This window comes from Aquibacillus halophilus (genome assembly GCF_009649745.1).
Taxonomy (GTDB): Bacteria; Bacillota; Bacilli; order Bacillales; family Amphibacillaceae; genus Aquibacillus; species Aquibacillus halophilus.
In genome coordinates, this window is the sequence record NZ_WJNG01000017.1 from 96,856 (window position 1) to 123,106 (window position 26,251).

32 protein-coding genes are annotated in these 26,251 nt (G+C 35.9%); 16 read left to right on the top strand and 16 right to left on the bottom strand.

Annotated features, from left to right (window positions below; all coding sequences use genetic code 11):
- Positions 1-232: 232 nt before the first annotated feature.
- The 5 genes from GH741_RS18520 to GH741_RS18540 all read right to left on the bottom strand — a co-directional run bounded on the left by GH741_RS18520 (position 233) and on the right by GH741_RS18540 (position 4,095).
- A complete protein-coding gene (locus tag GH741_RS18520) occupies positions 233-790 on the bottom strand; it encodes a DoxX family membrane protein (RefSeq protein ID WP_153738247.1) in 558 nt (185 codons plus the stop codon).
- Positions 791-1,017: 227 nt separating this feature from the next.
- Positions 1,018-1,704, bottom strand: a complete 687-nt coding sequence (locus GH741_RS18525; RefSeq protein WP_153738248.1) for a hypothetical protein — start codon at positions 1,702-1,704, stop codon at positions 1,018-1,020.
- 90 nt (positions 1,705-1,794) lie between these two features.
- Positions 1,795-2,217, bottom strand: a complete 423-nt coding sequence (locus GH741_RS18530; RefSeq protein ID WP_153738249.1) for a universal stress protein — start codon at positions 2,215-2,217, stop codon at positions 1,795-1,797.
- Positions 2,218-2,248: 31 nt separating this feature from the next.
- On the bottom strand, positions 2,249-3,697 hold the full coding sequence (locus tag GH741_RS18535; RefSeq protein ID WP_153738250.1) for a SulP family inorganic anion transporter: 1,449 nt from the start codon (positions 3,695-3,697) through the stop codon (positions 2,249-2,251).
- Between the two features lie 152 nt (positions 3,698-3,849).
- On the bottom strand, positions 3,850-4,095 hold the full coding sequence (locus tag GH741_RS18540) for a YuzB family protein (RefSeq protein WP_338079566.1): 246 nt from the start codon (positions 4,093-4,095) through the stop codon (positions 3,850-3,852).
- Positions 4,096-4,287: 192 nt separating this feature from the next.
- Here GH741_RS18540 and GH741_RS18545 point away from each other — a divergent pair, with 192 nt between their 5' ends.
- Positions 4,288-4,932, top strand: a complete 645-nt coding sequence (locus tag GH741_RS18545) for a helix-turn-helix transcriptional regulator (RefSeq protein ID WP_153738251.1) — start codon at positions 4,288-4,290, stop codon at positions 4,930-4,932.
- 107 nt (positions 4,933-5,039) lie between these two features.
- Positions 5,040-5,552, top strand: coding sequence for a hypothetical protein (locus tag GH741_RS18550; RefSeq protein WP_153738252.1), 513 nt, complete (start codon positions 5,040-5,042; stop codon positions 5,550-5,552).
- Positions 5,553-5,874: 322 nt separating this feature from the next.
- Here GH741_RS18550 and GH741_RS18555 read toward each other — a convergent pair whose 3' ends face one another.
- The 3 genes from GH741_RS18555 to GH741_RS18565 all read right to left on the bottom strand — a co-directional run bounded on the left by GH741_RS18555 (position 5,875) and on the right by GH741_RS18565 (position 7,941).
- Positions 5,875-6,000, bottom strand: coding sequence for a YfhE family protein (locus GH741_RS18555; RefSeq protein ID WP_153738253.1), 126 nt, complete (start codon positions 5,998-6,000; stop codon positions 5,875-5,877).
- An 87-nt stretch (positions 6,001-6,087) separates the two neighbouring features.
- Entirely contained in the window at positions 6,088-6,648 is a 561-nt protein-coding gene (locus GH741_RS18560) for a GNAT family N-acetyltransferase (protein WP_153738254.1), read from the bottom strand.
- Between the two features lie 396 nt (positions 6,649-7,044).
- Entirely contained in the window at positions 7,045-7,941 is an 897-nt protein-coding gene (locus tag GH741_RS18565) for a TIGR01777 family oxidoreductase (protein ID WP_153738255.1), read from the bottom strand.
- A 662-nt stretch (positions 7,942-8,603) separates the two neighbouring features.
- Between GH741_RS18565 and GH741_RS22190 the strand changes: the two genes are divergently transcribed.
- The gene (locus GH741_RS22190; protein ID WP_276608250.1) at positions 8,604-8,738 is read left to right on the top strand and encodes a hypothetical protein; all 135 of its coding nucleotides are present in this window, start codon (positions 8,604-8,606) and stop codon (positions 8,736-8,738) included.
- A gap of 20 nt (positions 8,739-8,758) precedes the next feature.
- Positions 8,759-9,568, top strand: coding sequence for a recombination regulator RecX (gene recX, locus GH741_RS18570; protein WP_338079561.1), 810 nt, complete (start codon positions 8,759-8,761; stop codon positions 9,566-9,568).
- 37 nt (positions 9,569-9,605) lie between these two features.
- Here the strand turns inward: recX and GH741_RS18575 are convergent, their stop codons facing one another.
- On the bottom strand, positions 9,606-10,397 hold the full coding sequence (locus GH741_RS18575) for an HAD family hydrolase (protein ID WP_153738257.1): 792 nt from the start codon (positions 10,395-10,397) through the stop codon (positions 9,606-9,608).
- Between the two features lie 127 nt (positions 10,398-10,524).
- On the opposite strand from GH741_RS18575, the gene GH741_RS18580 reads away from it, so the two are divergent.
- Positions 10,525-10,860 carry a YfhH family protein gene (locus GH741_RS18580; RefSeq protein ID WP_153738258.1) on the top strand — a complete coding sequence of 112 codons (336 nt, stop codon included), beginning with the start codon at positions 10,525-10,527 and terminating at the stop codon, positions 10,858-10,860.
- Positions 10,861-10,886: 26 nt separating this feature from the next.
- Here the strand turns inward: GH741_RS18580 and GH741_RS18585 are convergent, their stop codons facing one another.
- Positions 10,887-11,051 carry a YpzG family protein gene (locus tag GH741_RS18585; protein WP_153738259.1) on the bottom strand — a complete coding sequence of 55 codons (165 nt, stop codon included), beginning with the start codon at positions 11,049-11,051 and terminating at the stop codon, positions 10,887-10,889.
- Between the two features lie 20 nt (positions 11,052-11,071).
- Positions 11,072-11,212 (bottom strand): small acid-soluble spore protein K, encoded by a 141-nt coding sequence (gene sspK / locus GH741_RS18590; RefSeq protein ID WP_153738260.1) that lies wholly within the window; start codon positions 11,210-11,212, stop codon positions 11,072-11,074.
- A gap of 162 nt (positions 11,213-11,374) precedes the next feature.
- On the opposite strand from sspK, the gene GH741_RS18595 reads away from it, so the two are divergent.
- Positions 11,375-11,641, top strand: coding sequence for a YfhJ family protein (locus GH741_RS18595; protein ID WP_153738261.1), 267 nt, complete (start codon positions 11,375-11,377; stop codon positions 11,639-11,641).
- 60 nt (positions 11,642-11,701) lie between these two features.
- On the opposite strand, the gene GH741_RS18600 is transcribed toward GH741_RS18595, so the two are convergent.
- On the bottom strand, positions 11,702-12,694 hold the full coding sequence (locus tag GH741_RS18600; RefSeq protein ID WP_153738262.1) for a metal-dependent hydrolase: 993 nt from the start codon (positions 12,692-12,694) through the stop codon (positions 11,702-11,704).
- 102 nt (positions 12,695-12,796) lie between these two features.
- On the opposite strand from GH741_RS18600, the gene mutY reads away from it, so the two are divergent.
- The 4 genes from mutY (at position 12,797) to GH741_RS18620 (ending at position 16,854) form a co-directional block, all read left to right on the top strand.
- Positions 12,797-13,879: an A/G-specific adenine glycosylase gene (gene mutY / locus GH741_RS18605; RefSeq protein ID WP_153738263.1), complete on the top strand. Its 1,083-nt coding sequence runs from the start codon at positions 12,797-12,799 to the stop codon at positions 13,877-13,879.
- 148 nt (positions 13,880-14,027) lie between these two features.
- Positions 14,028-14,222 (top strand): gamma-type small acid-soluble spore protein, encoded by a 195-nt coding sequence (locus GH741_RS18610; protein WP_153738264.1) that lies wholly within the window; start codon positions 14,028-14,030, stop codon positions 14,220-14,222.
- Positions 14,223-14,402: 180 nt separating this feature from the next.
- On the top strand, positions 14,403-14,930 hold the full coding sequence (gene ntdP / locus GH741_RS18615) for a nucleoside tri-diphosphate phosphatase (protein ID WP_153738265.1): 528 nt from the start codon (positions 14,403-14,405) through the stop codon (positions 14,928-14,930).
- A gap of 148 nt (positions 14,931-15,078) precedes the next feature.
- The gene (locus GH741_RS18620) at positions 15,079-16,854 is read left to right on the top strand and encodes an ABC transporter ATP-binding protein (protein WP_153738266.1); all 1,776 of its coding nucleotides are present in this window, start codon (positions 15,079-15,081) and stop codon (positions 16,852-16,854) included.
- Between the two features lie 190 nt (positions 16,855-17,044).
- On the opposite strand, the gene GH741_RS18625 is transcribed toward GH741_RS18620, so the two are convergent.
- Positions 17,045-18,124, bottom strand: coding sequence for an FUSC family protein (locus GH741_RS18625; RefSeq protein WP_153738267.1), 1,080 nt, complete (start codon positions 18,122-18,124; stop codon positions 17,045-17,047).
- 1,136 nt (positions 18,125-19,260) lie between these two features.
- A complete protein-coding gene (locus tag GH741_RS18630; RefSeq protein WP_153738268.1) occupies positions 19,261-20,556 on the bottom strand; it encodes a glutamate-1-semialdehyde 2,1-aminomutase in 1,296 nt (431 codons plus the stop codon).
- 193 nt (positions 20,557-20,749) lie between these two features.
- Here GH741_RS18630 and GH741_RS18635 point away from each other — a divergent pair, with 193 nt between their 5' ends.
- The 5 genes from GH741_RS18635 (at position 20,750) to perR (ending at position 24,104) form a co-directional block, all read left to right on the top strand.
- Positions 20,750-21,205: a potassium channel family protein gene (locus tag GH741_RS18635; protein ID WP_153738269.1), complete on the top strand. Its 456-nt coding sequence runs from the start codon at positions 20,750-20,752 to the stop codon at positions 21,203-21,205.
- A gap of 56 nt (positions 21,206-21,261) precedes the next feature.
- On the top strand, positions 21,262-21,732 hold the full coding sequence (gene bcp, locus GH741_RS18640) for a thioredoxin-dependent thiol peroxidase (protein ID WP_153738270.1): 471 nt from the start codon (positions 21,262-21,264) through the stop codon (positions 21,730-21,732).
- Positions 21,733-21,997: 265 nt separating this feature from the next.
- Positions 21,998-22,948, top strand: coding sequence for a D-2-hydroxyacid dehydrogenase (locus GH741_RS18645; protein WP_153738271.1), 951 nt, complete (start codon positions 21,998-22,000; stop codon positions 22,946-22,948).
- A 2-nt stretch (positions 22,949-22,950) separates the two neighbouring features.
- Positions 22,951-23,508, top strand: coding sequence for a cob(I)yrinic acid a,c-diamide adenosyltransferase (locus tag GH741_RS18650; RefSeq protein WP_338079562.1), 558 nt, complete (start codon positions 22,951-22,953; stop codon positions 23,506-23,508).
- A 158-nt stretch (positions 23,509-23,666) separates the two neighbouring features.
- A complete protein-coding gene (gene perR / locus GH741_RS18655; RefSeq protein ID WP_153738286.1) occupies positions 23,667-24,104 on the top strand; it encodes a peroxide-responsive transcriptional repressor PerR in 438 nt (145 codons plus the stop codon).
- A 163-nt stretch (positions 24,105-24,267) separates the two neighbouring features.
- On the opposite strand, the gene GH741_RS18660 is transcribed toward perR, so the two are convergent.
- The gene (locus tag GH741_RS18660; RefSeq protein WP_153738272.1) at positions 24,268-24,651 is read right to left on the bottom strand and encodes a YgzB family protein; all 384 of its coding nucleotides are present in this window, start codon (positions 24,649-24,651) and stop codon (positions 24,268-24,270) included.
- Positions 24,652-24,906: 255 nt separating this feature from the next.
- Between GH741_RS18660 and GH741_RS18665 the strand changes: the two genes are divergently transcribed.
- Positions 24,907-25,776, top strand: a complete 870-nt coding sequence (locus GH741_RS18665; protein ID WP_153738273.1) for a nucleotidyltransferase-like protein — start codon at positions 24,907-24,909, stop codon at positions 25,774-25,776.
- A 109-nt stretch (positions 25,777-25,885) separates the two neighbouring features.
- Here GH741_RS18665 and GH741_RS18670 read toward each other — a convergent pair whose 3' ends face one another.
- Positions 25,886-26,062, bottom strand: coding sequence for a hypothetical protein (locus GH741_RS18670; protein ID WP_153738274.1), 177 nt, complete (start codon positions 26,060-26,062; stop codon positions 25,886-25,888).
- Between the last annotated feature and the right edge of the window lie 189 nt (positions 26,063-26,251).

Sequence of the window (26,251 nt, forward strand, 5' to 3'; positions counted from 1 at the left end):
GAAACAAAAAAACACCTCTTACACTTTAGTAGTAATTAGCGAGTGAATAGTGCTGGACTAAAAGTGTATAGGTGTTTTACCAATGTATGAAATTAATTAACAACATCTCTATTGTAACACAGTTTAATTAGATAACTCCTTTTATAGTACAGATATATTTAAAATTCGGACTGGATCACCATTTAATTCTAGTTATATTCGGGAGCTGACTTAACTATTACTTGTTAGATGACTACTTATTTTTCCGACCCCAAGGTGTGCCTAGGAGTGGTAATGCCCATCGGTCTAAACCGTACCAACCTGCTACCTTCCACGCTAGTACTAACCAGGTTGCTAGGATAAACAAGATTGGATTTGAACTAAGTGTACCCGCAAGTAGAAAGCTAACATTCATAATACTACCGAAAAATGCAGCAATGCCTGTTAGTAACCCTAAAATTAATCCTAGACCAACTAGAACTTCACCATAGGCAACCATATAGGAGAATAGAGAGGCATTAGGAAGTACGAATCCCTCTAAAAAAGAAGCATACCATCCTGAAACATCACCACCAGCTTCTGCTCTACCTAAAGCACCTCCAACATAGCCCGATAATGCTGTGCCAGATTCATCACCAGTCCATGCATCGTTTGTCACTTTTCCCCATCCAGAAGTTAACCAGGTGTAGCCGACATAAAGCCGAATGATTAACCAAATCCAAGCTGAACGGGTACTATTGAATAAATAAAATGAGACTGGATTCTCTGCTACAACAATACTATCTGCTTTTACCAACTTTTCTTTTGCCATAAATATAAACCTCCTAAGATTTGAATCCCAAAGATTAAGGGTATTGTAGATTAGATTCTAAGTTTATTAAGCATATTCCTTTTTTCATAATAAATTGAGAGTTATATGGATATAGATTTATTTAGATGAATGGGTGGTCCTATTTATTAATTACCTGATGCCAGTTTAAGGCCAGAAAAAAAACAGTCTCCTAGTTTTATAACCTAGGAGACTGTTCATTCATTAAATTAAATCTCAGTTCGTTCAACATCTTCAACAATCCAGGAATCATCTTTTTTGGTAAGACTGTATTCCATGTTTACGTGACCAATTAATTGGTTTTGACGTTCTTGTACAACAGTTGCACTACCATCACCAGTTTTATTGAAAGTAAATTGTTGATCTTCTTGTAAAAATACTGGTGCATCCATTGGTGTTAGATATAGTCCATCATCCTCTTCTCGGAAATACCTATCAACCATAGTTCGTGATAGTTCCTGAGACATGAATTGGTTAAAATGTTCGGTAAGTTCTTGTTTTGTGCTAAATTCATTTAGTTTCAGGTCATCATTTCTGTTGTTAATTACTTTGTTAAATGCCTCTTTATATTCCGTTAGAACAACCTCAGCTCTTCCTTTATCAAATGAATCTGATGTTTGCTCATCCGATTGGTCATCGCTATTTTCATTGTTCTGATTCTCATCAGAATTATTGTTAGTTGAATCTTCATTTGACTGGTTATCATTTTCTTCTTCATTTGTACCTTGCTCACTAGAATTGTCTTGATTGTTTTCGTTATCTTGCTCTTCGTCGTTTTGTTGTTCTTCTTCATTTTGTTGCTCTTCATTTTGCTCGTTCTGTGCTTCCTCGTTTTCAAGACCACAACCAGAAAGCATTAGAAATCCTGTAAAAGTAACTAAAAATAGTTTTTTCATTCTAACACCCCTTCGTTATTATCTCTATAGTTTACTTTTCCCGTTGCATGAAATTTTAAACTATTAGAAACAGGCTATAGCTATCAGGTGTTATTTTACTACCAGCACAGGAGCGTTCACATATTTCACGGCTTTATGGCTAACGCTTCCGAGAACCATTGTTTGCAGTTGATTCTTGCCACGACTACCCACAACTACGCAATCATAATTATTATCATTGGCATGTTCAATGATTGTGGGAGCGGGATCACCGTGTAAGACAATACTCTCAACGGTAATCCCCTCCGACTTAAGGTACTCTTCATTATCATTCATTAATTTTTTGCGTTTTAAACTGGCCGTATCAGAGTCTCCATATCTTAATATGTCCGATTTAGACATCTCGCCAGCGACGACATACAATAAATCAATTGAAACTTCTTCTTTATATACTGAAACCATTTCGATTGTTTTATCTAGAGACCGTTTGGAATGCTCCGAACCATCCGTTGCAATAAGTATTCGTTTAAACAAAGTATCCTCTCCTTTTAAAAAATTGTTCTGTCTAATGCCCCGACCCGATTCCGCCAATCTTATCAAAGAGATCTGCGCTCTCTCTATTCAATCCTTTGTAATTAACCTTTGTGCCGTTCTGTTCAAATTTTAATTTTACTTTATCTAATGCACCTACTGCGGAGTCATCCCATAAATGAGAGTGGGTTAAATCAATAACTACTTCCTCTAAATCTTCTTTGAATTCAAAGTGTGTAACAAAATCAGTTACAGAAGCAAAAAACAACTGGCCGTAAACAAAATACACTCTGGTTTTTTCGTCACTTGAAGTAGCTGAATAAATATCAACTTTAGAAATTTTAGCTGCAAAGAAAATGGCGCTTAGTACTACACCAGTAAGTACGCCGTAAGCTAAGTTATGTGTTATAAGTACTGTCCCAACGGTAATTACCATAACGATGGTGTCTGTTACCGGTATTTTTGGCATGTGTCTAATCGATCCCCAATCAAATGTGCTAATAGCAACCATAATCATTACACCTGCAAGTGCAGCCATCGGAATCTGTACGACAATATCACCGAGAACAATAATGAGAAACATTAGGAATACACCAGCTACAAAAGTTGATAATCGGCCGTATCCACCTGATTTCACATTTATTACCGACTGTCCAATCATGGCACAACCAGCCATACCGCCAAAGAATCCTGTTACGATATTAGCAATACCTTGTCCACGACTTTCTTTATTTTTATCGCTTTCTGTATCAGTAGCATCATCAACAATGGAAGCTGTTAATAATGATTCAAGTAGACCGACAATCGTTAGTGCTAATGCATATGGAAAAATTATCATCAGTGTTTCAAAATTTAACGGAATGTTAGGTAACAAGAAGGAAGGGAGTGTTTGGGAAAGCTCACCCATGTCACCAACGGTTCTAACTCCGGTGTTCATATAGATTGCCATAGCAGTGACAACAATTATTGCAATTAATGTTGAAGGTATAACCTTTGTTATTAATGGAAGAAGGTAAATTATTGCTAAAGTTATACCGACTAGCACATACATAATCCAAGCTTCGTCAACAAAATGTTCTAGTTGGGATGTGAAAATGAGAATTGCTAATGCATTAACAAATCCAACCATGACGGAACGAGGGATGAATTTCATAAACCTTGCAAGGTTACATAGTCCAAATATAACTTGTAGGATACCAGTAAGGATTGTAGTGGCCAGCAAATATTCTAGTCCATAATCTGCAACCAATGTAATCATGAGTAAGGCCATTGCACCTGTTGCTGCGGAAATCATGCCTGGGCGTCCGCCAACAAAGGAAATTACTACAGCGATTGAGAACGATGCGTACAATCCTACCATTGGATCAACGCCTGCAATGATAGAAAAAGCAATTGCCTCTGGTATTAACGCCAAGGCTACTACTAGTCCTGCAAGTATGTCACCTCTAATATTCCCAAACCATTCCTGTTTGTAAGTGTGCAAGAGAGAATCAACCTTTCTTTTTTTTAGTTTTTCCTAAATCTAATTAGGAATGTATGAGTAAATATTCCAAAAATAAAAGGAGATACACGCTTGTTTGTGTATTCCCTTAAATTTGAAAATATATTAACCAAGCTAAAGATGCTTACACCTAATTATTGATAAACTGCAAGTTCCTCTTCAATAGCTTTTTCTATTTTATCTAAACATTGCTCGATATTCTTAGCAAAGATTCTTTTACCATTAACTAATGCGTAAGGCTTTAATGCACACAATCCACAGAAGCTTAAACAGTCATTAGTTATTACCGCTACTTCTGGATACTTAGATTCAATTATGCCTTCTAAATCTATGGTGTGAATTAAATTTCCATCACATATTTCTACTACAACAATGCCAATATCAATCACCTTCTTATTAGTAACTATTAACTATTATCTTAAAATTACTCAATTAAAATTGGAATCCTACAAAAGCTATCGTTTTTACAAGTATTTGTCAACTTATTGACACAATTTTAGTGATTTGGATTGATTATGTTATTTACTTCACAAACTTTTTTGATTAAAATATAAATAAGGGTGGTGTTGTAAATGGTACAGCAAATAACAACTCGTCAAGCAATACTTGAATTACTAAAAAAACAAAGAAAACTTTCTGTTAGTGAATTAAAAAGCTATCTTGATATTACAGAAATGGCTGTTAGAAAGCATTTGATAAAGCTCGAAGGTGAGCACCTGATTAATTCACAGACTGTGAGACAGCCAATGGGAAGACCTGTCATCTTTTATTCTCTTTCTGAATCAGGAGATCGTCTATTTCCTTCTAATTATGACACCATGGCAATGGAACTTTTAACCGACTTAGAAGATATTAGTGGTATGGATATGATTGATAAGTTATTTGAGAATAGAGAAAAACGATTGCAGAAAAAGTATGCTAGAAAAATCTTTCAGGAAGATTCTATTAAAGAAAAAGTAAGAGCGTTAACTGATATTCAAAATGACAGTGGATATATGGCTGAGTTTAAAGAGATTAATGATAATGAACTAGAACTTATGCAATATAACTGTCCGATTTCTGCAGTTGCTAATAAGTATGACAAACCATGTGAATGTGAATTGTCTCTTTTTAAAAATGTTCTAGGAACAGATAATATCGAAAGGGTAGCTTGCCTAGCAAAAGGAGAAACAAGCTGCAAATATATTGTCAGACAAAGTCATATGGAGAAAGTTTAAGCCACTTACATGAGTGGCTCTTATTTTTTAGAAAATTGTAGAAGTAGTCACAATGCCTAATCCTAGTTCATATAGTAATGATAGTTAAACATAGGAGGCGGTAAGGGATGAGACTACCTGCAATAGATGTAAGCTTAATGAACGAACACCTTTCTGCACATAAAGGGATTATTAATCAATTAACCAATTACCACACAAAAATAAAAGTTCCGGTCCTCAATCAAGTAATAAAGGATCAAATCATTGTAATGAGTGACCATGTAAGAGTCATGCTTCTTTTGTTGGATCCAGATAGGAAGAAGTGGGTGACCTTGGCTACTACAAATCCTAAATTTGAAGCGACACAGTTTTCTAACCTTGATCCACATAATAGTCAACTTAAAACACTCACTTCACATCTAAGAACAACATCTATGCATATGGCTGGAGATAATTATAATTCAGCATTAAGAATGAAAGACGAGAATGTTAGTCATGTACACTTCCAAATGGCAATGCAACAAGCATCATTTCAAAATATATATAGTTATATCATGAAACAAATGGGTTGGGTCTATACGCCAGAAGCTACTAGGGAAGTTCAATTAAAAATGATTAAACAATATGAGGATTTGATTTAGGGTGATGATGGTTGGTTCCCTAAAAAAACAAAAAGGGCTGCAATTAAATGCAGCCCTTGAATTGATTGCCAACTCTATCCGAAAAGGGGAGGAATCGGGTTATTAAAGCTATCAGAGATAACAATCACTTACCCACAGTTTTATCCACATTCGAAACCTTTTATACACAGAAGTTGATGAAAATATCCACAGTATCCACAAACATTAATATATTTTTCCACAAGGAATTGTTAACAATGAGAATGTAGATAGATCAAAGAATAATCAAAGTTATCCACTGCGGTGCATAACTTTGTGGATAACTTTATCCACAAAGTTATTATTACATTTTATTTTTAGTGGATTGGTACATACGATCAGCTGCTCGGAATTCTTTTTGGTATAATACCTCTTGTGTTTTAGATAAGGAACTTCTTGCTTCTTTTATACCTTTTGCTTTCTTCTTCATTTCTAGTCCCTCGCTTTTATAGTATTTCCGTCCATCCCTGATTACTCAGGTTTCCGGTTGATACTATAATTGCCCAAATTCAGAAAATTATACCACAGCTTCTCCATCATTTACAGTGTCCATAAGCTCTCTATGAATCATATATTGTTCATTAGTAATAACGAATAACTCATATATAGGTGAGTCTAGGGAATCTTTATTAATTCGTTCGAACTGTTCAGGGAATAGGATATTACCCAAAGAAACAAAAGGTAGTTTTAAAATGGCTTTCATTGAACGAGTGTTTGTTTTTCTGATTTTAATAAACACTGCTTCAATTTCATGAGTGAAAAACAGTTCATCAAAGAAATGATCTTTAGCTATTTTATTGTATCCTTTGCCAAAGTATGGCTGGCCAATCCAAGTTGCTAGAAAGCCTTTCCCGTCTTCAATGTCAAACAGATTTATCGTCCCGATTGGTTGATGGTATTCATCAATAATTGTACGAGAAATAAGTTCACCATTTTCTTCAGCTTCCATTGTACTTTTTGTTAAGAAGTAAAATTCATCGGATGAGTATGCTTTGTGACGAACAAATGGGAAGACTTCTGGATGAATCATCAATTGAAATAGAGCTGGTGCGTCATGCAAATCACGTTTTTTTAGCATAAAAAAACCCTCCTAGTGGGAGGGTGAAGACACTATGAGAACATAGTGGTATACTCACCCTCGAATTTTTATCAAAATACCAACAAAAATTCAGGGTGGGAATCGAACCCACTAGGACCAGTAAAACTGGTGGCGCACCATTTGCCTTCCCTGAAACGTAAAAACAATCTATCGTATAAGCTATAGAATTATATCTATAATCGAACCTTGATTAAACATCGAATTCAAATTAATATTTCACATCATATAATACACAATAGTAAGCTAAATGGGAACAAAAATTTTCACTAAAACTTCGACAATTTTTGTTAACTAATATGCACGAATTTTCTGAAGTTTATTCACTGTTTAAAAGCCTTTTTATCTTACTCAACTACTCGGTATTTTATGATGAATTTACAGAATATTTTCCAGTGCATCCTCCAACGTTGGATAGTTAAATGAATAGTGTTGTAGGGTAGCTTTTTCTGGTATAACATGTTGCCCTTTTAGTACTAGCATACTCATATCACCAAGCACAGTTTTCATTGCAAATGATGGAGCAGGTAACCAATATGGGCGATGCATTACCTTTGCAATCATCTGACTGAATTCCTTGTTTCTAACAGGATTAGGTGCTACGGCATTCAAGGCACCTTCGATTTGGTTATTATTGATAGCAAAAAGGATCAGACCGACTACATCACTTATATGGATCCATGACATCCACTGTTGTCCTGTCCCGACCTTGCCACCAACCATTAACTTAAAGGGCATTGTCATCATTGGTAAGGCTCCTTCAGAACCCAAAATAATTCCGAATCTGGCATATACCGTTCTTACACCATAAGACTCTGCAGCCTTAGCGGTTTGTTCCCACTTTTTTGTAACATGTGCTAAGAAGTCATCTCCTGAAGCAGTAGTGTTTTCTGTGAAGGAATCTGTTGTAGAAGTACCATAGTAACCAATAGCAGATGCGTTAACTAATACCTGTGGCTTTTTTTCCATCTGTTTAATAAGATCAACCACATTCTCAGTGGCTTTGATTCGGCTAGAAAGAATACGGTCCTTTTTAGTTTTTGTCCAGTAGCCAAATAAAGAATCACCTGCCAGGTTAACTATTGCATCTAATTGTGGTAGTTCTTGCTCTGGATGATATTCTTCCTTTAACCAACCAACATATCTAACTTGGCTTGTGTCTTGATGGCGCTCTGGTGAACGAGTTAAGATATAGACATCGTGTTTTTGTTTTACTAGCTCATCGGTCAATTGTTTACCAACAAAGCCAGTGCCTCCTGTAATTGCAATTTTCATTTTATAACCTCCCGTAAATTCATTAAAAATCAATACTATTTTATAAGCAAATTTTTTCATCTAGAGATGAATCGTTTTCTATCAATATTGCTAGTCTTTCGTGTTAAAATAAAGGCTGTATTCTAAAAAGATTGCTTTTGACAATTCATAACCTCGACGTAACTGTCGTGTTTTTTCCTAACTATCTTTTATAAGATGAGTGGTAATTCATCGCTGCGGAAAAATACTCCCTTTCCATGGGGAACGCTTCAGCCTCCTCGCGAGCCAAAAGCGCTCACTGTGGGGTCTTCAGACTGTTCCTTTCCCATAGGACCAGAAATGACATCCGTGAATTTGCAACACACGAAGAAAATTGCCTTATATTTTCGAGGAGTGTCGTATTTTTCCGCAGCTTAGAATAGCTTTCTATTCGATGGTGGAAATGTCCGTGAACCTTAGTGACTACGGGTCCTAGTATCGATAATTAGAACACCACTTCTAGTGAAGGCAGAATACGTAGACTCCTCGAAAATACAGTTCGATTTTCTTCGTGCGATGTATTGCTACGAAGCATTCCTTGTCCTGTGGGAACAGCGCGTTCCGAAGACCCCGGAAGAAGCGTTCTTTTGGGCCTGCGGTTACTCGGCCCATCGAAAACATTTGCTTCTGAGGAGGCTGAGGTCGTGCCCACGGAAAGCGAAGTATTCTGCCGAAGCGGTTGTATAGCTGTAGCAGCAGATGGTAAGGAAATCCTAAGCAAAAATTACGTCGCATTTTTTAGCAATAGAAACAATCTATACAAAAAAAGCCTAAAATGAAAAGTAAAGGGGTGAGTAATGTGGCAGTAATATCCCGAATCACTACACAAAAGAAAAACAAACATAGATATAACATTTTCCTGAAAAATGGCCAGAGTGAAGACTACGGCTTTAGCGTTGACGAAGATATTTTAATTCAGTTTCATCTTCGTAAAGGGCTGGAATTGGACAAGGAAACGACCGAACAACTCCTCAAAAAAGATTCCATACATAAGACTTATTCCCTAACAATAAACTTTTTAAGCTACCGAATGCGCTCAACGAAGGAAATAAGAGAATATCTAATTAAAAAAGAAGTTGAACAAGAACAAATAGAGGTAGTAATCAAACGGCTACTTTCAGAAGGGTTACTAAACGATAAGGAATTTGCTGAGGCGTTAGTTCGTACTCGAGTTCAAACAACTAGTAAAGGCCCTATGTTAGTAAAGAAAGAGTTAATAGACAAAGGTATATTAATGACTGTTGCAGATGAAGCACTATCCTTTTACACTTACGAAGATCAATTTGAAAAAGCAACGAAGTGGTTAGAGAAAAAGATCAGAAGTAGTGGTAAAAAGTCTTTTAGACAACAGGTTCAAAGCATACAACAGACATTAATGCAAAAAGGATTTACCCAAGATATTATTAAGGATGTTCTAGCTAATATTGAAGATGAGAAAGATGACAGTGAAGAATGGGATGCAATTGTCTATCAAGGCGAAAAATTAGTAAGAAAATATGAGAAAAAGTTTGAAGGAAGTGAACTGAAACAAAAAGTTAAAGCGACTTTGTATCGTAAGGGCTTTAATTTCGAATTGATGGATCGGTTTATTGATGAGTATTTACAATAGTAAGCGCGCGACAAGATATCGCGCGCACTTAAAAAAATTAAAAAAGACCCTTTTGCTTTAAGTCATTGATTGCATCATAAACATTTTCAACGACATTAGATGCTTTTGCCTTAACTTCAGGTAGGGCACTGGACATCGCGTAGCTGTGTGGTGTCATTTCCAGCATAGGGATGTCATTGTGTGAGTCACCAATGACAGCTATTTCACTTGCTTCTAAATTAAGCTTGTCAATTAAATGGGTGAGCCCTAGTGCTTTACTAATTCCCTTTGGAACAAAATCAACACAATATTTATCAGACAAATAACTTTCCATTTCCTGTCCAAGTTCCTGATTAACTATATCTTTAATCTTTACTATTTGATCTGTCTCGCCAATAATATTAAATTTAACTGGAAATACAGTACTTCCGTAGTGATCAGCTACATCTTTAAATTCTATAATAGGAAAATATGCTAATTTTTCAAATTGTTCGAGTAGGGGTGTTCTCTCGGTTACATAAACTTCATCTGCAGTCGTAATAGAGTAGAAGTCGGAATGAGTTGAAAGTGTCTGGTGAATTCTTTTACTAAGATCATCTGTGAAGGTCTCGGAGAAGATTAGCTTTCCTGTTTTATCAAAAACAAATCCACCATTTTGGCTGACTCTATGACCGGTTTGTTCCATCATTTTAAGGATTTCAACAATATCGCGATCCATTCTGCCAGTTGCTACTGCAAATTCCACTCCACTTTCAATGAGAGTTTGGATTGAACGTTTATTCTCTTCTTTAACAGTATGATGGTTTTCTAATAAAGTACCATCAAGATCAGTTACAAATAATTTAAGCATTTAATTACCCCTTTAAGTTAGCCTTTGGACAAGATACATAGCTGTATTATACACTTACTGCATTAATGAAAAAAGATTAAAGGCTGTAAGCGATACTAAAAAAGAATGTATGAAGGAGTTTTTTAAAATGGAGATAAGATATAGTGAATTATCAGTAGAACAATTGAGAGAAGAGGTCGCCAAACTCAAAGAGAAAGCCCAAAAAGCTGAGCAAATGGGGAATGTGAGTGAGTACGCTATTTACGAAAGAAAAGTTCAGATGGCACTCGCCTATATGTTGAACCCCGGAGAATTTAAAACTGGTGAAATATATGAAATTGACGGAGATCCGGGTCAAACATTTGAAATCACTTATATAAATGGTGTGTTTGCATGGGGGCATCGGATTAATTTGCTAGGACAAAAATATGAAACAGAAGAAGCTATGCCAATTTCTATTTTTGGAAAAAAGGTACAGTCCTAAACAAAGGACTGTACCTTACTACTTGTTTATGCACGTTTATTGGTTTGGACTTCTGTAATAATTTCTGCTTGGCTTTTCTTCGTTTCACCGTTTACTTGATGACCAGTATGCTTTCGACTAGCCCTTGGTGATTGAAATGGATCTTGATAAAGGTTCGCAAAGAATGGTTTTTGTTGGTTTCCTTTTGCCATGGCTGATTCCTCCTAATTAATTAGCGATCGGAAGATTTTTTCATACGCTCTTGGGGATCAGTATTCGTAGTTCCGTCAGCTCGCTGAGGGCTGAATCTCGCCTTAGCGCGTGGCTCACCGTCCATATTCTTTTCAGGGAAACCTTTCTTTTTGTTACGCATTCGTCCAACCTCCCTGCAGTTTAACATGCACTACTTTAGGTGGTGCATTTCTTATGATTTACGAAAAACGGATGGATATGTGGTACAATGACATTTAAGTTTTTGGTAAATAGGAAAAACTTATTACTGGTTAAAGATAAGTAAAAAAGAGGTGAATTAGCCATGCAGGACATTTTTGTACGTCTAGCGGAGCGGCTATATAATTCAAATGAAAAGTTAACTATAGATGAAGCTAGAACATGGGTTGAGTTATTGTGGGAGGATTTTGATACTACCAGGGCAAAGGCTGGTCATGAATATGCGGGGAAAGAAGTTACCGAGCAAATTGTACTTCGTTGGATTGACCATTATGGGCCAGATTTACACCAATTTGCAGAGCACAATCCAAAGTATAAAAAGTTATTTGAGAAAGCTAAACGATTACATTAAAAACTAATAAGTCAAATTAAAAAAGGCTGGCGCATATAGCGCTCAGCCTTATGTTATTACTTATACTGGTGGAGGACTTTCGTCGACAAGTAGTTTACTTTGAAGCTTCTGTTCAGAAAAAATCCAACCAGTATAGGAACTCATAATCCTCATGTTGTCATCAATTTGAACGACAGCTACGAAAGGATAATGGTCTCTAGATCTATATCTCAGATCAATAAACCTGACTTCGGTAAAGTCGTCATAGTTATTAATTTCCCAGCGATATACTGGAGAAAAAGATAGGAAAGCAGATATATTTTTATCTTCTTTTGCCATATCAATGATCTCATTGTTTGGTAAAGGCACCCTTTCAAACTCATCGACAATTTCAATATGGCCATTATCAGCACTACCAACATAGAAATTATTCGTTGTTGTTATCGCTAAGCGCCATATATTGTGTCTCAATGTTGGTGATGTTGCAATTTGTTCGATATCAGGAAAATGCTGATTAATTTTCTTTACTATTTCACGTTTATCTAAATATCGCTTGATATAATATAGTAGGATAATAAAATAAATTGTCAGCCAGGTGAAACCTGGATTAGCTCCCAGTAACCAAGCGATAATACCGACTATATGCATCGAAAAGATATAGGGGTCAAACGTATTAATGAAACCATATGCAACCCACCTACGGGTAAAGGGTCGATATGCCTGTGTTCCATATGCATTAAAAACATCAACTAACACATGTAAAATAACTGCTAAGAACGTCCATAGCCATAAGTGAAGAAAACTTACTTCTGGTGTCAGAGCATAGATGATTCCTGCTAGTCCAACACCCCATAGTGCTACAGCTGGCATGGAATGAGTAATTCCTCGGTGATGTCGTAAATAAACAGCGTTATTCTTAAGTTTTAAAACGGTATCGAAATCAGGTGCATGTGAACCCAACACTGTACCGATCATTATTGCGTTAAATAAAGTAGGATCATTTTGAACTGCGGGATCAAGAGTGGCTATTCCACCTAAAGCAACCCCCATAACGATATGGGTTCCTGTATCCATTCAAGTGGGTCCTCCTTTTTTAGAAATTTTTTTTTGATATTGGCCAGTTTTCTTTATTTACATTCTGGCATAAAATTATTGTATTACGAAGGATGAAGCATTATGAAAAATAATCCGCTAAATGATTATTTGAAAAACTTTAAAATAGAAGCGTTCCAACATGACCTAATCGATTGGTTTCAAAAGGAACAACGTGATCTACCTTGGCGCCAAGATAAAGATCCTTATAAAATATGGGTTTCTGAAATAATGCTTCAACAAACGAAGGTAGATACGGTCATTCCTTATTTTAACCAGTTTATTGAAAAATTCCCTACCTTAGTTGACCTTGCAGATGCAAACGAACAAGAAGTTTTAAAAGCATGGGAGGGTTTAGGTTACTATTCCCGTGCTAGGAACTTACAAAACGCAGTTCGTGAAGTTGTTACTTCTTATGATAGCAAAATACCGCAAGAATCCAAGCAACTCGCCTTATTAAAAGGTGTAGGACCTTACACTAAGGGTGCAATTTTAAGTATTGCGTATGATATACCTGAACCAGCAGTTGATGGTAATGTCATGCGAGTTTTTTCTCGCCTACTTATGATTGACCATGATATTTCTAAGCAAAGTGTAAGGCGCTTGTTTGAGCAATGTGTTAGTGAGACGATTTCTCAAGATAATCCATCTGCTTTTAACCAAGGATTAATGGAATTGGGTGCGCTCATTTGTACGCCGAAAAAACCTTCTTGCATGTTATGTCCCGTTCAAGAGCATTGCAAAGCATATCATAATGGGGTTCAAGAACAGCTGCCAGTCAAGACAAAGAAAAAGAAGCAAAAAGAGATTCCATATCTTGTCTTTGTTATTCAAGATGATCAGGGTAATATCCTTATCGAGCAGCGACCCGAAGAAGGACTACTCGCTAATATGTGGCAATTTCCTATGATTCCTTTGTTTGAAGTAGATTTGGAGCATAGCGTTAATTGGATTGAGCAAAAGTATGGAATTAAAGTTTCTGTTGAAAATAATTTAGAGCAAATTAAACATGTCTTTTCACATTTAATTTGGCAATTAGGTGTGTACAAGGCGGGTTTGGTAAGCGGCAATCTATCAGAAAAAAACGCAGTGTTAGTACCAAAGAATGAATTGGCCAATTACCCGTTTCCTGTTTCTCATCAAAAAATTTTAAAACACCTTATATAATTTTGTGTATCTATTAGTTATTTTGGGATATTATTAATAAGTTTATTCCCTGTAAGATAAGTAAGATGAAAAGGAAATATTTTCCGCATTTCATTTTGGATAACTTCATTTGAGTTGGACAAATTAATGTATGCGGAGGTGATATGCGATGGCTAAAAACAACCAGCCAAACAAAACTGTTGCAGGAACTAACGTTCAGAAAGTAAGACAACAAAATCAACAGGCTGCTCAAGGTCAACAAGCTAATCAAGGCCAACAGCAGTTTGGAACAGAATTTGCTTCTGAGACTAACGCTCAGGAAGTAAGAAAACAAAACCAAAAGTCTCAACAAAAGAAAAGCTAAGTAACACCCCCGAATAATTTTCAAAGAAAGGAGCTCTCCTCAAACGATGGAGTGCTCCTTTCTTATACTTTTAAATCCTTCTAATATGGTGGCCTATCATTTCCATTTAATAATTATAAAAGTTATAATACATGTTAGAATAATGTATTAATAATTAGTATTTATAGAAAGGAAGATAGGATGGCTGGCCCAGAACCTGGTTCCACAATACAAATTCAAAGCTATAAGCACAATGGTCAGCTCCATCGCGTTTGGGAGAATAGCATGGTTTTAAAAGGTACTAGCAACGTGATTATTGGAGCTAATGATAAAACGGTTGTTACGGAAAGTGATGGCAGAACGTGGATAACTAGAGAACCCGCTATTTGTTACTTCCACTCAAAATATTGGTTTAATGTGATCGGTATGCTACGTAATGAGGGTATTCATTATTATTGTAATATAAGCTCCCCGTTCGTATTTGAAGATAAAGTAATTAAATATATCGATTATGATTTGGATATTAAGGTTTTTCCGGATATGACCTACACGCTGTTGGATGAGGATGAATACGAATTGCATAGAAAGCAAATGAATTATCCGAGTGTGTTGGATGGTATTTTGAAAAATAACATACAATACTTAGTATATTGGGTTAGGCAAAGAAAGGGACCTTTTGCACCAGAGTTTATTGATCAATGGTATGAAAGATTTCTTACTTACCGTTAATTTATACAGTTATATGTTAGTATATAATTCCTTGTCCGATTGAGTGACAAGGTTTTTGTATTTAAGGTAATGAGTTTCATTAAGTATTAGAATTTTATAAAGTTGGTGACCAATTACTTGTGTAGTTGACAACAAGGGGAGTGACGTCTTGGATAGTATCAAGCGGTATTTAGAGTTTGTTAAACCATACAAATGGAAAATCCTACTGACCGTTCTGATTGGAATTTTAAAATTTGGGATTCCACTATTAATGCCATTGATTGTTAAATATGTCATTGATGATATAATCGGCGCGCAGCAGTTGAGTGATACGGAAAAATTAAGTGAGTTGCTGTGGCTTATGGGAGGAGCATTTGTAGTATTTTTAGTACTTCGACCACCAATTGAATATTACAGACAATATTTAGGACAATGGACCGGTAACAAAATTTTGTATGATATAAGAGAAAAATTATTTGAACATATTCAGCGACTAAGTCTTCGTTATTATTCACAGACGAAAACTGGAGAGATCATCTCAAGAGTAATTCATGATGTTGAGCAAACAAAGAACTTTGTCATGACAGGTTTAATGAATATTTGGCTTGATTTAATAACCATCCTGATTGCTATCGCTATTATGCTTACGATGAACATCCCACTAACAATTGTAGCAATTGCACTATTCCCGTTATATGGTATAGCGGTAAGGATTTTTTATGGAAAATTACGTAGCCTAACAGGCAAGCGATCACAGGCTTTAGCAGAAGTTCAAGGACATTTGCATGAGCGGATTCAAGGAATACCGGTCACAAGAAGCTTTGCTTTAGAGGATTATGAACAGGAACAGTTTGACCGCCAAAATAATAATTTTTTAACAAAAGCTATTGATCATACATCTTGGAACGCAAAGACTTTTGCTGTAATGAACACGATAACAGATATTGCACCATTAATAGTTATTGCATTTGCGGGGTATTTAGCAATTACTTCAGGCCTAACGATAGGTACGATGGCAGCTTTTGTTGGATATAGTGATCGTGTTTATGGTCCACTGAGACGCCTAATTAGTTCTTCGACCGTACTAGTCCAATCAATCGCATCAATGGACCGGGTATTTGAATTTATTGATGAAGACTATGATATTACTGATAAAAAAGATGCTAAGCATTTAAAAGACTTAGATGGAGACATCGAGTTCGATCAGGTTTCTTTTAGGTATGAGGATGAAGAGGAATTAGTTCTAGACAACATTTCATTGAAAGTGAAACAAGGAGAAACAATTGCATTGGTAGGCATGAGTGGTGGAGGAAAATCTACGATTATCAGCCTAATACCAAGGTTTTATGATGTCACAAGTGGAAGCATCAAGATAGATGGTATGGATATTAGGGATGTAGAGGCTCGGTCATTACGCGATAAGATTGGAATGGTCCTCCAGGATAATATCCTATTTAGTGAATCAATCGCAATGAATATCCGGATGGGAAATCCTGATGCAACGGATGAACAGGTAATAGAGGCAGCAAAAGCTGCCAATGCTGATGAATTTATTACGAAATTATCAAAGGGTTATGACACATTAGTTGGCGAACGTGGTGTTAAGTTATCTGGGGGACAAAAGCAGCGGATAGCGATTGCTCGAGTTTTCTTAAAGAATCCACCGATACTCATTTTAGACGAAGCTACATCTGCACTTGACTTAGAAAGTGAACATTTAATCCAAGAAGCTTTGGAAAAATTAGCTTCAGATCGAACAACATTTATAGTAGCCCATCGATTAGCTACTATTACACATGCAGATCGAATTATTTTGATCGAAGATGGTTTGGTAAAAGAGGAAGGTTCACACCAACAATTAATGAATAAGAAAGGTAACTATTATAATCTCTACCAAGTACAACAGTTAGATGATGATCCGGCACCAGAATATTTAGGAACATAATAAATTGCAAAAAGTCTGTGAACCTATTTTGGGTTCACAGACTTTTTATTTGTATATTAAATTGTAATTTTGGTGCCCGTGGACACTTGATTGTTACCAACTGTTACGGCAAATTTCAGCAATGCTACCTTCGAATCCGCAGAGTACAAGCCGGTTGAAACGGGACCAATCACATTCAGCCGCTTTAGAATTATCCTTCTTTTTGAAGAACTTCAAGATGTTCATCCTGATGATACTGCTGATAGCTTTTTAATAAAGTTTGAAGATGGAGTAACTCACGGTGATATTCCATCAACTGAGATGCTAAGGGTAATAATATTAGACGATTCTCTTCATCTTCTTGATAAACTTGGATAAGTGTATCTATCAGTTTAGGGATATCCGGTTCGGATAATTTTTGTAACATTTCTGTATTTTGTTTTTTTATTCTTCCCATTGAGCTTAACAACAATTTTTCATGTGAATGAATGACCTTATCCAGTTCCTGTACTAACACGGATTGAAAGCTAACGGGGACCGAGTTTGATTTTTCATTCAGTTGCTGAAATGCTGTCAGTACTTCAAAAGACTCTTTTGTTGTGTCGATTAGTTGCCGAAATATAACAAGTTTTCTAGCTTTAACGAAATGATTTTTTCTTAGATATGTTCGTTCCTCGGAAAATAGCTTATACGTATTATCGATTTTTCGTATATCTTCCTGTATACGTGAAATCTCACCTTTAAGTACCGGTTCATCTGACAGATGTCGAGTAGTTACACGAAGCCACTGTAATATGTCTGCTGTAGAACGATCGATTTTCTGAAATAATTTAGTCTCATACTTTGGTGGCAAAAAGACTAGATTAACAACAAAAGCTGAAAATATACCCAAGGTTAAAGCAGAAAAGCGCATTAATGCAAAGTTCATAAAGCTCATTTCTGTTGAATCCACAACGGCCAAAACGGCAATGATAGCAACTATAGCTAAAGAGATGGTGCTTTCAGACATTTTCATTTTCATACATATTCCGATTACTAATATTGTCGCAAATCCAATTACAAATGGATCATTTCCTAATGTATAAAAGATTATGATGGCAATCGATACACCGATAATATTGGCTTGTATTTGCTCTAGTATCGTTTGAAACGAACGGTAAATCGATGGTTGCATTGCAAAAACTGCTGCTATACCAGCAAAGAAAGAAGAAGAGAAACCAAGTAATGTTGCGGTATATAGTGCGATTGCTACAGCGAGTCCAGTTTTAAGCATTCTTGCCCCTAATTTCATTTAATTCATCCTTCATAATTTAAAGTTCTTATATCTATTTCTATTCCTCAAATCTATTATAACAAACTTTAAATGTAAGAAATATTAAGAAAACATAATGTTAGGGTACTAATCTTAACAAACAGTTGATTTCTAAAAGATGTGTTTTGACAGAGTAACAATAGATTGCGACGTAACTAATATGGTGATTTCCTACCGTCCTTTATAAGATGAGTGATCATCCATCGCTTCGGAAAAACACTCCCTTTCCATGGGGAACGCTTCAGCCTCCTCACGAGAAAAAACGCTCGTTGCGGGGTCTTCAGACTGTTCCTTTCCCATAGGAGTGTCGTATTTTTCCGCAGCTTAGAATAGCTTTCTTTTCGAGTTAGAAGAACTCCAAGGAACGTTTATTTCATGAAATATCACTACTCTCCTCATTAATTAGAAATTTTTATCGCACGAAGGTTTCTACTTATTTATGAGTTTTTTGTGTATTCCTCAGCTAGTATTTGTGTTGTGTTTGATAACTAGAATAAACTAAAACAATAGCTATACTTATATGATGATTGAAGCGCAGGGCAGTCGACTCCTGCGGGAGAAGCGACGGCTGAAAATCCCGGAGGAAGTGGTTTTCTTCCGAGGAAGTTGAAGCGTTGCCCGCGGAAAGCGACTGCCCGAAGCGCAAATCAACTAGTAGCTACGCCACGATGCTTTTTACATCAAGTGTGACAAATTAAAAAGCAACAATACTGGAATAGAGCATAACAAAAAAAGACCTCTGCATAAATGCAGAAGCCAAGTCGTCATGCCTTGAAGGGAAGTCAACGTATACTAACTTAAACTATACTGACACAAAAGCATGAGTTTGAAAATTATTAATTTTCAAACTAATAATAGCATAAAAATTCACAAAATTCAATATATATACAATATTTAACTATAAAAATAAAATGATTTCTGTTGAAACCGTAAGAGGGGATATGTAAGCGTTGTATAATAAAAGACCTCGTATTATTTTATGTGAATATAGTATTAGTCGCGAAAAAGGGTTAGCAGACGATAAGTTGTATTTCCAAATTTGCTTTCAGATAAAAGTTGGAATAATTGCAAAATGATGGAAGTACTATAAAAATAGCACTTCCATCATTTGTATATTAATTCAAATTCATCTTTTTAAATGTATGCTCTACGGCATCTATAGTATCTTTTATGTCCTGTTCACTATGAGCTGTTGTGAGGAACCAAGCCTCATATTTCGAGGGTGCCAAATTAATCCCTTGATTAAGCATAAGTTTGAAAAATTGGCCGAACTTATCTCCGTCGGTAGCTTGTGCTTGCTCAAAATTTTCTACTCTTTCTTCACTAAAATAAACAGTCAAAGCGCCTTTTAAACGATTTATCGTTATCTTAATGTTATTTTCTTTCGCGTGTTGTAAAATACCTTGTTCAAGCATTTCCCCTAGCTTGTCTAACCTTTGATAAATTCCTTCTTCTTTTAATACTTCCAAACAAGCGATTCCAGCTGACATCGAAGCTGGATTTCCAGCCATTGTACCAGCTTGATAAGCCGGGCCAAGTGGGGCAACCTGTTCCATTATTTCCTTCTTGCCGCCGTATGCACCGATTGGTAATCCACCACCAATGATTTTTCCTAGTGCAGTCATATCGGGTTCAACATTTACTAGCTGTTGTGCACTTCCGTAGGTAAAACGGAAGGCTGTGATTACTTCGTCGTAAATAACTAACGCACCAGCATCGTGGGTTAGATCATTAACCTGTTGAAGAAAGCCAGGTTTAGGTTCGACTATACCGAAATTACCGACAATCGGTTCAACTAGCACAGCAGCTACTTGATCGCCCCAACGATTAATTGCTTCCTTATAAGCATCAATATCATTAAAGGGTACCGTGATGACATCTTGTGCTGTTGCTTTTGTTACTCCTGCAGAGTCAGGGTTACCTAAAGTAGAGGGACCGGATCCCGCCTGTACCAATACTTGGTCAGAATGTCCGTGATAGCATCCAGCAAATTTTATGATTTTATTTCGATTTGTATAAGCACGTGCTACACGTATTGTGGTCATTACTGCTTCTGTACCGGAGTTAACAAATCGCACCTTCTCTAATGAAGGAATTGCACTCTTTAACATCTTAGCAAAAGTATTTTCTAACTTAGTGGGTGTCCCATATAACACGCCGTTTTGTGCGGCTTTGATAATGGCCTCTGTAATATGTGGGTGGGCGTGTCCAGTAATAATTGGGCCGTAAGCAGCCAAATAATCGATGAATTTGTTGCCATCGACATCCCAAAAATAGGCGCCTTCTGCTTTTTCCATATATACAGGAGTACCACCCCCAACACCTTTAAAAGCTCGTGAAGGGGAGTTGACACCTCCAACGATATGTTTTTGTGCTTCTGTATGTAGCTTTTCGGAATTAGTAAAATTCATGTGAAACCTCCGTAAATTTCATTTTAGTTAAGATTATTATAACAATATAAAAAAGCGAGGGATAGCTAGAGAGTACAGATGATAAATGAAGGACGTTTTTCAACGATTAAAAAATAGTTGGAAAGTAAAATAAATATTCTATCGAAACATAAAATGTAGAAAGCTATGTCGTTCTTTCGGAGGTGTTAGATACATGATTGCAATAGTGACAGTATTACTTATCGTTATTTTAATGGGTGGAAGCTTGTATTCATTCTTTTATCAAAAGTCGTATAAAAGGAGTTATTTCTCTCGAGAGATTTTCTATACAATGATCATTGTTTATTTTATTGTACTGACAAGTTTTGGGTTGCTATATTTTGTTCTTTCTTTTAACGGTGTTCTTTTAATTGAAGGGGGGAAACTTCAAGACGTGGGTGCCTTAGAATCTCTGGCCCACTCACTATATTTTAGTGGAGTTACTTTGATGACTGTAGGTTATGGTGACATAACACCAATTGGCTGGGGTAGATTGCTTGCATTGATTGAAGCATTAATAGGCTATATTTTACCAGCAGCCTTTTTTCTGAAGATATGGCAATACTCTAATGAACAAAAAGAGGAAGAAACAAAAGAACTAAAGCAAAAACATAAATTTGATTATTTGTAAGATGGATAAGTATTGGATATTCTTAGTGTAGATAGATAAAATCAGGAGGGATAATTATGAGCGTTGAGGTTGGACAAACAGTGCCAGATTTCGAATTAAAAGCAAATGATGGGCAGAAAGTGAGGCTTTCTGATTTTAAAGGGAAAAATATCGTTTTATATTTTTATCCTAAAGATGATACACCAGGATGTACAACAGAAGCTTGCGGTTTCCGTGATAATCATCAAAGCTTCTCTGATGTTGATGCTGTGATTCTGGGAGTTAGTCCAGATTCAGAAGAAAGTCATCAAAAATTCCGGGAAAAACATGATCTCCCATTTTCGTTATTGGTCGATGAGGATCATAAGCTAGCTGATCAATATGGAGTTTGGAAGCTAAAGAAAAAGCCTGATAGAGAATATTATGGAATTGAGCGTTCAACATTTATCATTGATAAAGAAGGTACACTGCAGAAGGAATATCGTAGCGTTAAAGTAGATGGGCACGTGGAAGATGCTTTGTCCTTTATTCGTGAGAATCTGAGTTAACTGCCAAATATGTATCTGACCATTACAGTAAAAGGCCTAAATTAAGAAATTTGACTGTATTGTAGGCATAATCGCTATACAGGTGGGGGTGGATTTCATATAGTAAGGTATAACCCTGAAACCTCCCCTATAATTAATAGTTTGCACAAGGATCTTGTCCTTGTGCCTTTTTTTGAACTAATGTATAAAGTGATTGTGATTTTTTGCTAAATCAGAATAGGAAAAAGTATAATATAGAAACAAATGGATTTTAGGAGGATACGGAATGCTTGCTTTATCCACAACGAAATTAACTAGTGAACTGAGAACTTATCTACAAGAAAAATATCCATCTCTTGAGTTTCAATTTTATCGAACAATGGAAGAAGCGAATGACAATATAAGTGAAGTGGAAATCATACTTACCTATGGAGAAGACATAACGCCAGATATAATTGATAGGGCTGGCAAACTAAAATGGATTATGGTTTTATCTGCGGGAATGGAGCTCATGCCCTTTTCAGAAATTAAAACAAGAAATATTTTGATGACAAACTCAAAGGGTATACATAAAACTCAGATGGCCGAATATGCAATATCAATGCTACTGCAAGTGTACCGTTCTGCTAAAGAGGTTACACTAAATCAACTAAATCATCATTGGGATCGTAAAGTGCCGATGATGGAGATTACAGGGAAAACTATGGTTGTTGTCGGAACAGGGGCAATTGGTCAAGAAGTTGCAAGATTGGCAAAGGCTTTTCGGATGAAGACATATGGTGTTTCTCATAGTGGGAAACAAAAAGAATATTTTGATGAGACATATTCTACTAGTAATCTTGAGGTGCCATTAAAAGAGGCAGACTTTGTTGTATCGGTTTTGCCGAGTACAAACGAAACGAAAGACTATTTTCAATATGATCACTTTAAGCAAATGCCAAAAACTGCTGTTTTTCTGAACATGGGACGTGGAGATGCAGTAAGTAGTGAACTATTGATTCAAGCTCTTGATAATGAGGAAATTACTCATGCTGTGCTAGATGTATTTGAGGAAGAGCCACTACCGAAGGATCATCCTCTTTGGAGTCATGAGAAAGTTACACTGACGCCGCATATATCTGGGAAATCCCCTTTATACTTAACAAGGGCAATAGAAATATTCGAGCAAAACTTGAACAGGTATTTGAATGGGAAATCAGATTACATTAATGAAATAAAACCAGATAGGGGGTACTAAGGGTGAGAATTTATACTAGATCAGGGGATAAAGGGATGACATCTTTAATTTATGGACAACGAGTTGCTAAGAATGATTTGCGGGTTGAAGCTTACGGAACATGTGACGAAGCAAACTCAATGATCGGACTTGCTTTAAGTCACTTGGAATCAGTTGAATGGGAATCCAAGGAGCAATTTAGAAAAAACCTACATCGTATCCAAACGATACTTTTTCATGTTGGTTCGGAATTAGCTACTCCAAGTGATAAAGAAGTCGCATGGAAATTGAAGAAACAGCATATCGAAGAGCTTGAAACACAAATTGATCAGTGGGATGCCGAGCTACCAATCCTTACAAATTTCATTTTACCATCAGGACATCCAGTTGCTGCCGGATTACACGCAGCAAGAACTATCGTCCGAAGAGCTGAACGCATTGCCGTCTCTATTGAGGATGAAACAGATCTATTGCTAGTTAAGTCTTATTTAAATCGGTTATCTGATTATCTGTTTGTAGCAGCTCGTTATGCAAATATGAAATGCGGTGGGGAAGAAGTGTTACTAGAAGTAGAGAGTTAGTATAAAATAGAATTGTACTTAATATACTTTTATTGACAGGAAGTTTACAAAGCGGTTACACTAATTATAAGAATTATAAAATAATAATTGTAACAGTATAATCTTGAACAGTAGATGAATTAGTTATATTCTAAATATATTGATTGAAAGAGAGGTGCATGACGGTGGCTGAAGTAAAACTTCAAGAAGCTGTAGGTCGATTAAAAGAATCTGGAGTGAGAATTACACCACAACGTCATGCGGTGTTAGAATATCTTTTGAACGCTGAGATTCATCCTACCGCTGATGATATATATAAGGCTTTAGAAGGAAAGTTTCCAAACATGAGTGTTGCTACCGTTTATAATAATTTACGTGTATTCAGAGAAATAGGTCTTGTTCGTGAACTAACATATGGTGATTCTTCTAGTCGGTTTGATTGTAATACATCGAAACATTACCATATTATCTGTGATTCTTGTGGTAAAATTGTTGACTTTCACTATCCAAGCCTAGATGAGGTAGAGTCTCTTGCTGAGAAGGTAACCGGATTTGATGTCAGCCATCATAGGATGGAGATTTATGGAGTATGTGCAGAATGCAAGACCCAGCATTAACTTAATGGTATGAACTAAGCTCCTTTTTTGCTTCCGAAGTAGACGAGGGGCTTTTAGTTTGTCCGCAAGTACATTCTTTATCGGTCTAAAACTTAGAAGTTGACATTAAACTAACTAACATACTGTTGAAATCAAAAATCCGCCCATAGTATGGACGGATAATTTATTTGTTATTCGGATTATTTTTTAAAGAATTACGATAATCTTTCGTATTATACTTCTCATCAAATTCTTTGCCTTCAAGGTTCTTATCTAGTGTTATTGGTTGCTTACAATGCATACAAGCATCGACTCGTCCTAAAATTTTGGTTGGTTTTTCACAGGTAGGACACGTAATTTGTACTGCCTTAGTAGATAACATACCAATCCAGAAGTAGACAACAGTACTAAATATAATACACAATAAACCAAGAATAAAGAAAATGACCATAAGCCATTCAATGCTTTTGAGTATAATTCCTACATACATTACACCAAATCCAATAAAGATCAAACTTAATGCAAACGTACGAATTTTATTTATCTTGTTTGAGTAGTTTAAAGCCAAGTTATTTCCTCCTTAATCTTACAAAAAGTAGTATAGCATAAAATTTAAATAGAGGGATTACTCAGAGACTATTAGATGAGAAAAAATTAAATAAAGTTAACAGGGTTTGTAAAACACAAAATGAAGCGTTAGGTTTCGTTATTATCAAAAACTGTATGTTTTTTAATGAAATTCTGCTAGCATAAAAAAGGATTTTAAGTACATTTATCGAATTGAATCATAGTAGTTTTAAATAGTTTATTGGAGGAAGAGACCATGGAAGATTTATTACGTCCAGTCTATCAAGAGCGAGCGAGTCAATCCAACACATTAGGAGTATTAATAATAGAAAAGAAAAAACCAATTAGTCCAATTACTGATAACTTCGATGTTATTTTATTAATAATTGTTAAAGATGCTGAAACATCATGGTATGTAAAACATTATGAATTCGATGGGAAAACAGCTGCAATGCATATCGTTGATAAAGAGCTATTAAATCATTGGATTGATACTAGCACATTTCAAAGAGCAGTTGAATGGATTAGTAATGGTAAAACAATCTTTGATCGAAATGAATATGTTGCCAACTTAAAAGAAGAACTTAGTTATTTCCCTCAAGATAAAAGAGAATACAAATTAGCGATGGAATTTGCGAAGCTGACAAAAAGCTATAGTGAATCAAAGGATCTATATGAAAGCACTCAATATTTAGATGCATATAGTAAAATACTTCGTTCCCTGCATTACTTGGCTAGGTTAGCTATAATTGAAAAAGGATATCATCCAGAGGTAATTGTCTGGAACCAAGTGAAACGAATTGATCCAGAAGTATATAAGCTATTTGAAGAACTTACAAAGAGTGATGAAGATTTAAATAAGCGAGTAGAACTAATGTTGATTGCAGTTGAGTTCGCACTTAGCTCACGTGCAAAACTATGTTCAAAGCACTTAATTGATATAATGAAGAGTAATGATGTACCTTGGTCTTTTGGTGAACTTAAAGTACACCCCGAAGTAGAAGCTTATACATTGAACTTGAGTTCAATGGTAGAGTATTTAACTGATAAGGATATCCTTGAGGTTATCTTAATAGAAACAAAAGGGAACATATATCATAGAAAGTATAAAGTGAAGTCTGTTTAATAACGAGTTGTAGCAATGAAGGTATTGAGTAATTAATAGTTATGTACTCGAATTAACGACCACAAAGTCTATTTGGTTGAGGAACAATCATCTATATAGAAGGTGGTCGTTAATTATTTACGAAAAGGTGTTGACTGATAATCGTGATCCATGCTATATTTATATCCGTCGCTTTAACAGGCGCGACAAATTGAACAGCAATTACCGAGACAATAACTTCAGAAAACATGTTGACATTTAAACGGTAAGCATGGTATATTAATTGAGTCGCCGATTTAAGTGGCAACGCAGAAACGAAAAAATATTATAAAAACAGTTGTTGACTTTATCGAAACAACTTGATATAATATATAAGCTGTCGCAAAAACGACCGCAACTATTGATCCTTGAAAACTGAACGAAACAACCAGTATGTGAAGTAAGAAATTAAGCTAGTTTTTTGAACGAGCAATCAAGCTCATAAACTTTATGGAGA

Excerpts from the sequence above, each read along its gene's own strand:
- GH741_RS18525 (WP_153738248.1), bottom strand. The coding sequence starts at position 1,704 with ATGAAAAAACTATTTTTAGTTACTTTTACAGGATTTCTAATGCTTTCT.
- ntdP (WP_153738265.1), top strand. The coding sequence starts at position 14,403 with ATGGCTGGCCCAGAACCTGGTTCCACAATACAAATTCAAAGCTATAAG.
- perR (WP_153738286.1), top strand. The coding sequence starts at position 23,667 with ATGACGGTGGCTGAAGTAAAACTTCAAGAAGCTGTAGGTCGATTAAAA.
- GH741_RS18630 (WP_153738268.1), bottom strand. The coding sequence starts at position 20,556 with ATGAATTTTACTAATTCCGAAAAGCTACATACAGAAGCACAAAAACAT.
- GH741_RS18665 (WP_153738273.1), top strand. The coding sequence starts at position 24,907 with ATGGAAGATTTATTACGTCCAGTCTATCAAGAGCGAGCGAGTCAATCC.
- GH741_RS18580 (WP_153738258.1), top strand. The coding sequence starts at position 10,525 with ATGGAGATAAGATATAGTGAATTATCAGTAGAACAATTGAGAGAAGAG.
- GH741_RS18560 (WP_153738254.1), bottom strand. The coding sequence starts at position 6,648 with ATGCTAAAAAAACGTGATTTGCATGACGCACCAGCTCTATTTCAATTG.
- GH741_RS18575 (WP_153738257.1), bottom strand. The coding sequence starts at position 10,397 with ATGCTTAAATTATTTGTAACTGATCTTGATGGTACTTTATTAGAAAAC.
- GH741_RS18645 (WP_153738271.1), top strand. The coding sequence starts at position 21,998 with ATGCTTGCTTTATCCACAACGAAATTAACTAGTGAACTGAGAACTTAT.
- GH741_RS18600 (WP_153738262.1), bottom strand. The coding sequence starts at position 12,694 with ATGGATACAGGAACCCATATCGTTATGGGGGTTGCTTTAGGTGGAATA.
- GH741_RS18555 (WP_153738253.1), bottom strand. The coding sequence starts at position 6,000 with ATGAAGAAGAAAGCAAAAGGTATAAAAGAAGCAAGAAGTTCCTTATCT.
- GH741_RS18520 (WP_153738247.1), bottom strand. The coding sequence starts at position 790 with ATGGCAAAAGAAAAGTTGGTAAAAGCAGATAGTATTGTTGTAGCAGAG.
- GH741_RS18595 (WP_153738261.1), top strand. The coding sequence starts at position 11,375 with ATGCAGGACATTTTTGTACGTCTAGCGGAGCGGCTATATAATTCAAAT.
- GH741_RS18585 (WP_153738259.1), bottom strand. The coding sequence starts at position 11,051 with ATGGCAAAAGGAAACCAACAAAAACCATTCTTTGCGAACCTTTATCAA.
- sspK (WP_153738260.1), bottom strand. The coding sequence starts at position 11,212 with ATGCGTAACAAAAAGAAAGGTTTCCCTGAAAAGAATATGGACGGTGAG.
- GH741_RS18545 (WP_153738251.1), top strand. The coding sequence starts at position 4,288 with ATGGTACAGCAAATAACAACTCGTCAAGCAATACTTGAATTACTAAAA.
- GH741_RS18565 (WP_153738255.1), bottom strand. The coding sequence starts at position 7,941 with ATGAAAATTGCAATTACAGGAGGCACTGGCTTTGTTGGTAAACAATTG.
- mutY (WP_153738263.1), top strand. The coding sequence starts at position 12,797 with ATGAAAAATAATCCGCTAAATGATTATTTGAAAAACTTTAAAATAGAA.
- GH741_RS18635 (WP_153738269.1), top strand. The coding sequence starts at position 20,750 with ATGATTGCAATAGTGACAGTATTACTTATCGTTATTTTAATGGGTGGA.
- GH741_RS18610 (WP_153738264.1), top strand. The coding sequence starts at position 14,028 with ATGGCTAAAAACAACCAGCCAAACAAAACTGTTGCAGGAACTAACGTT.
- GH741_RS18550 (WP_153738252.1), top strand. The coding sequence starts at position 5,040 with ATGAGACTACCTGCAATAGATGTAAGCTTAATGAACGAACACCTTTCT.
- GH741_RS18625 (WP_153738267.1), bottom strand. The coding sequence starts at position 18,124 with ATGAAATTAGGGGCAAGAATGCTTAAAACTGGACTCGCTGTAGCAATC.
- bcp (WP_153738270.1), top strand. The coding sequence starts at position 21,262 with ATGAGCGTTGAGGTTGGACAAACAGTGCCAGATTTCGAATTAAAAGCA.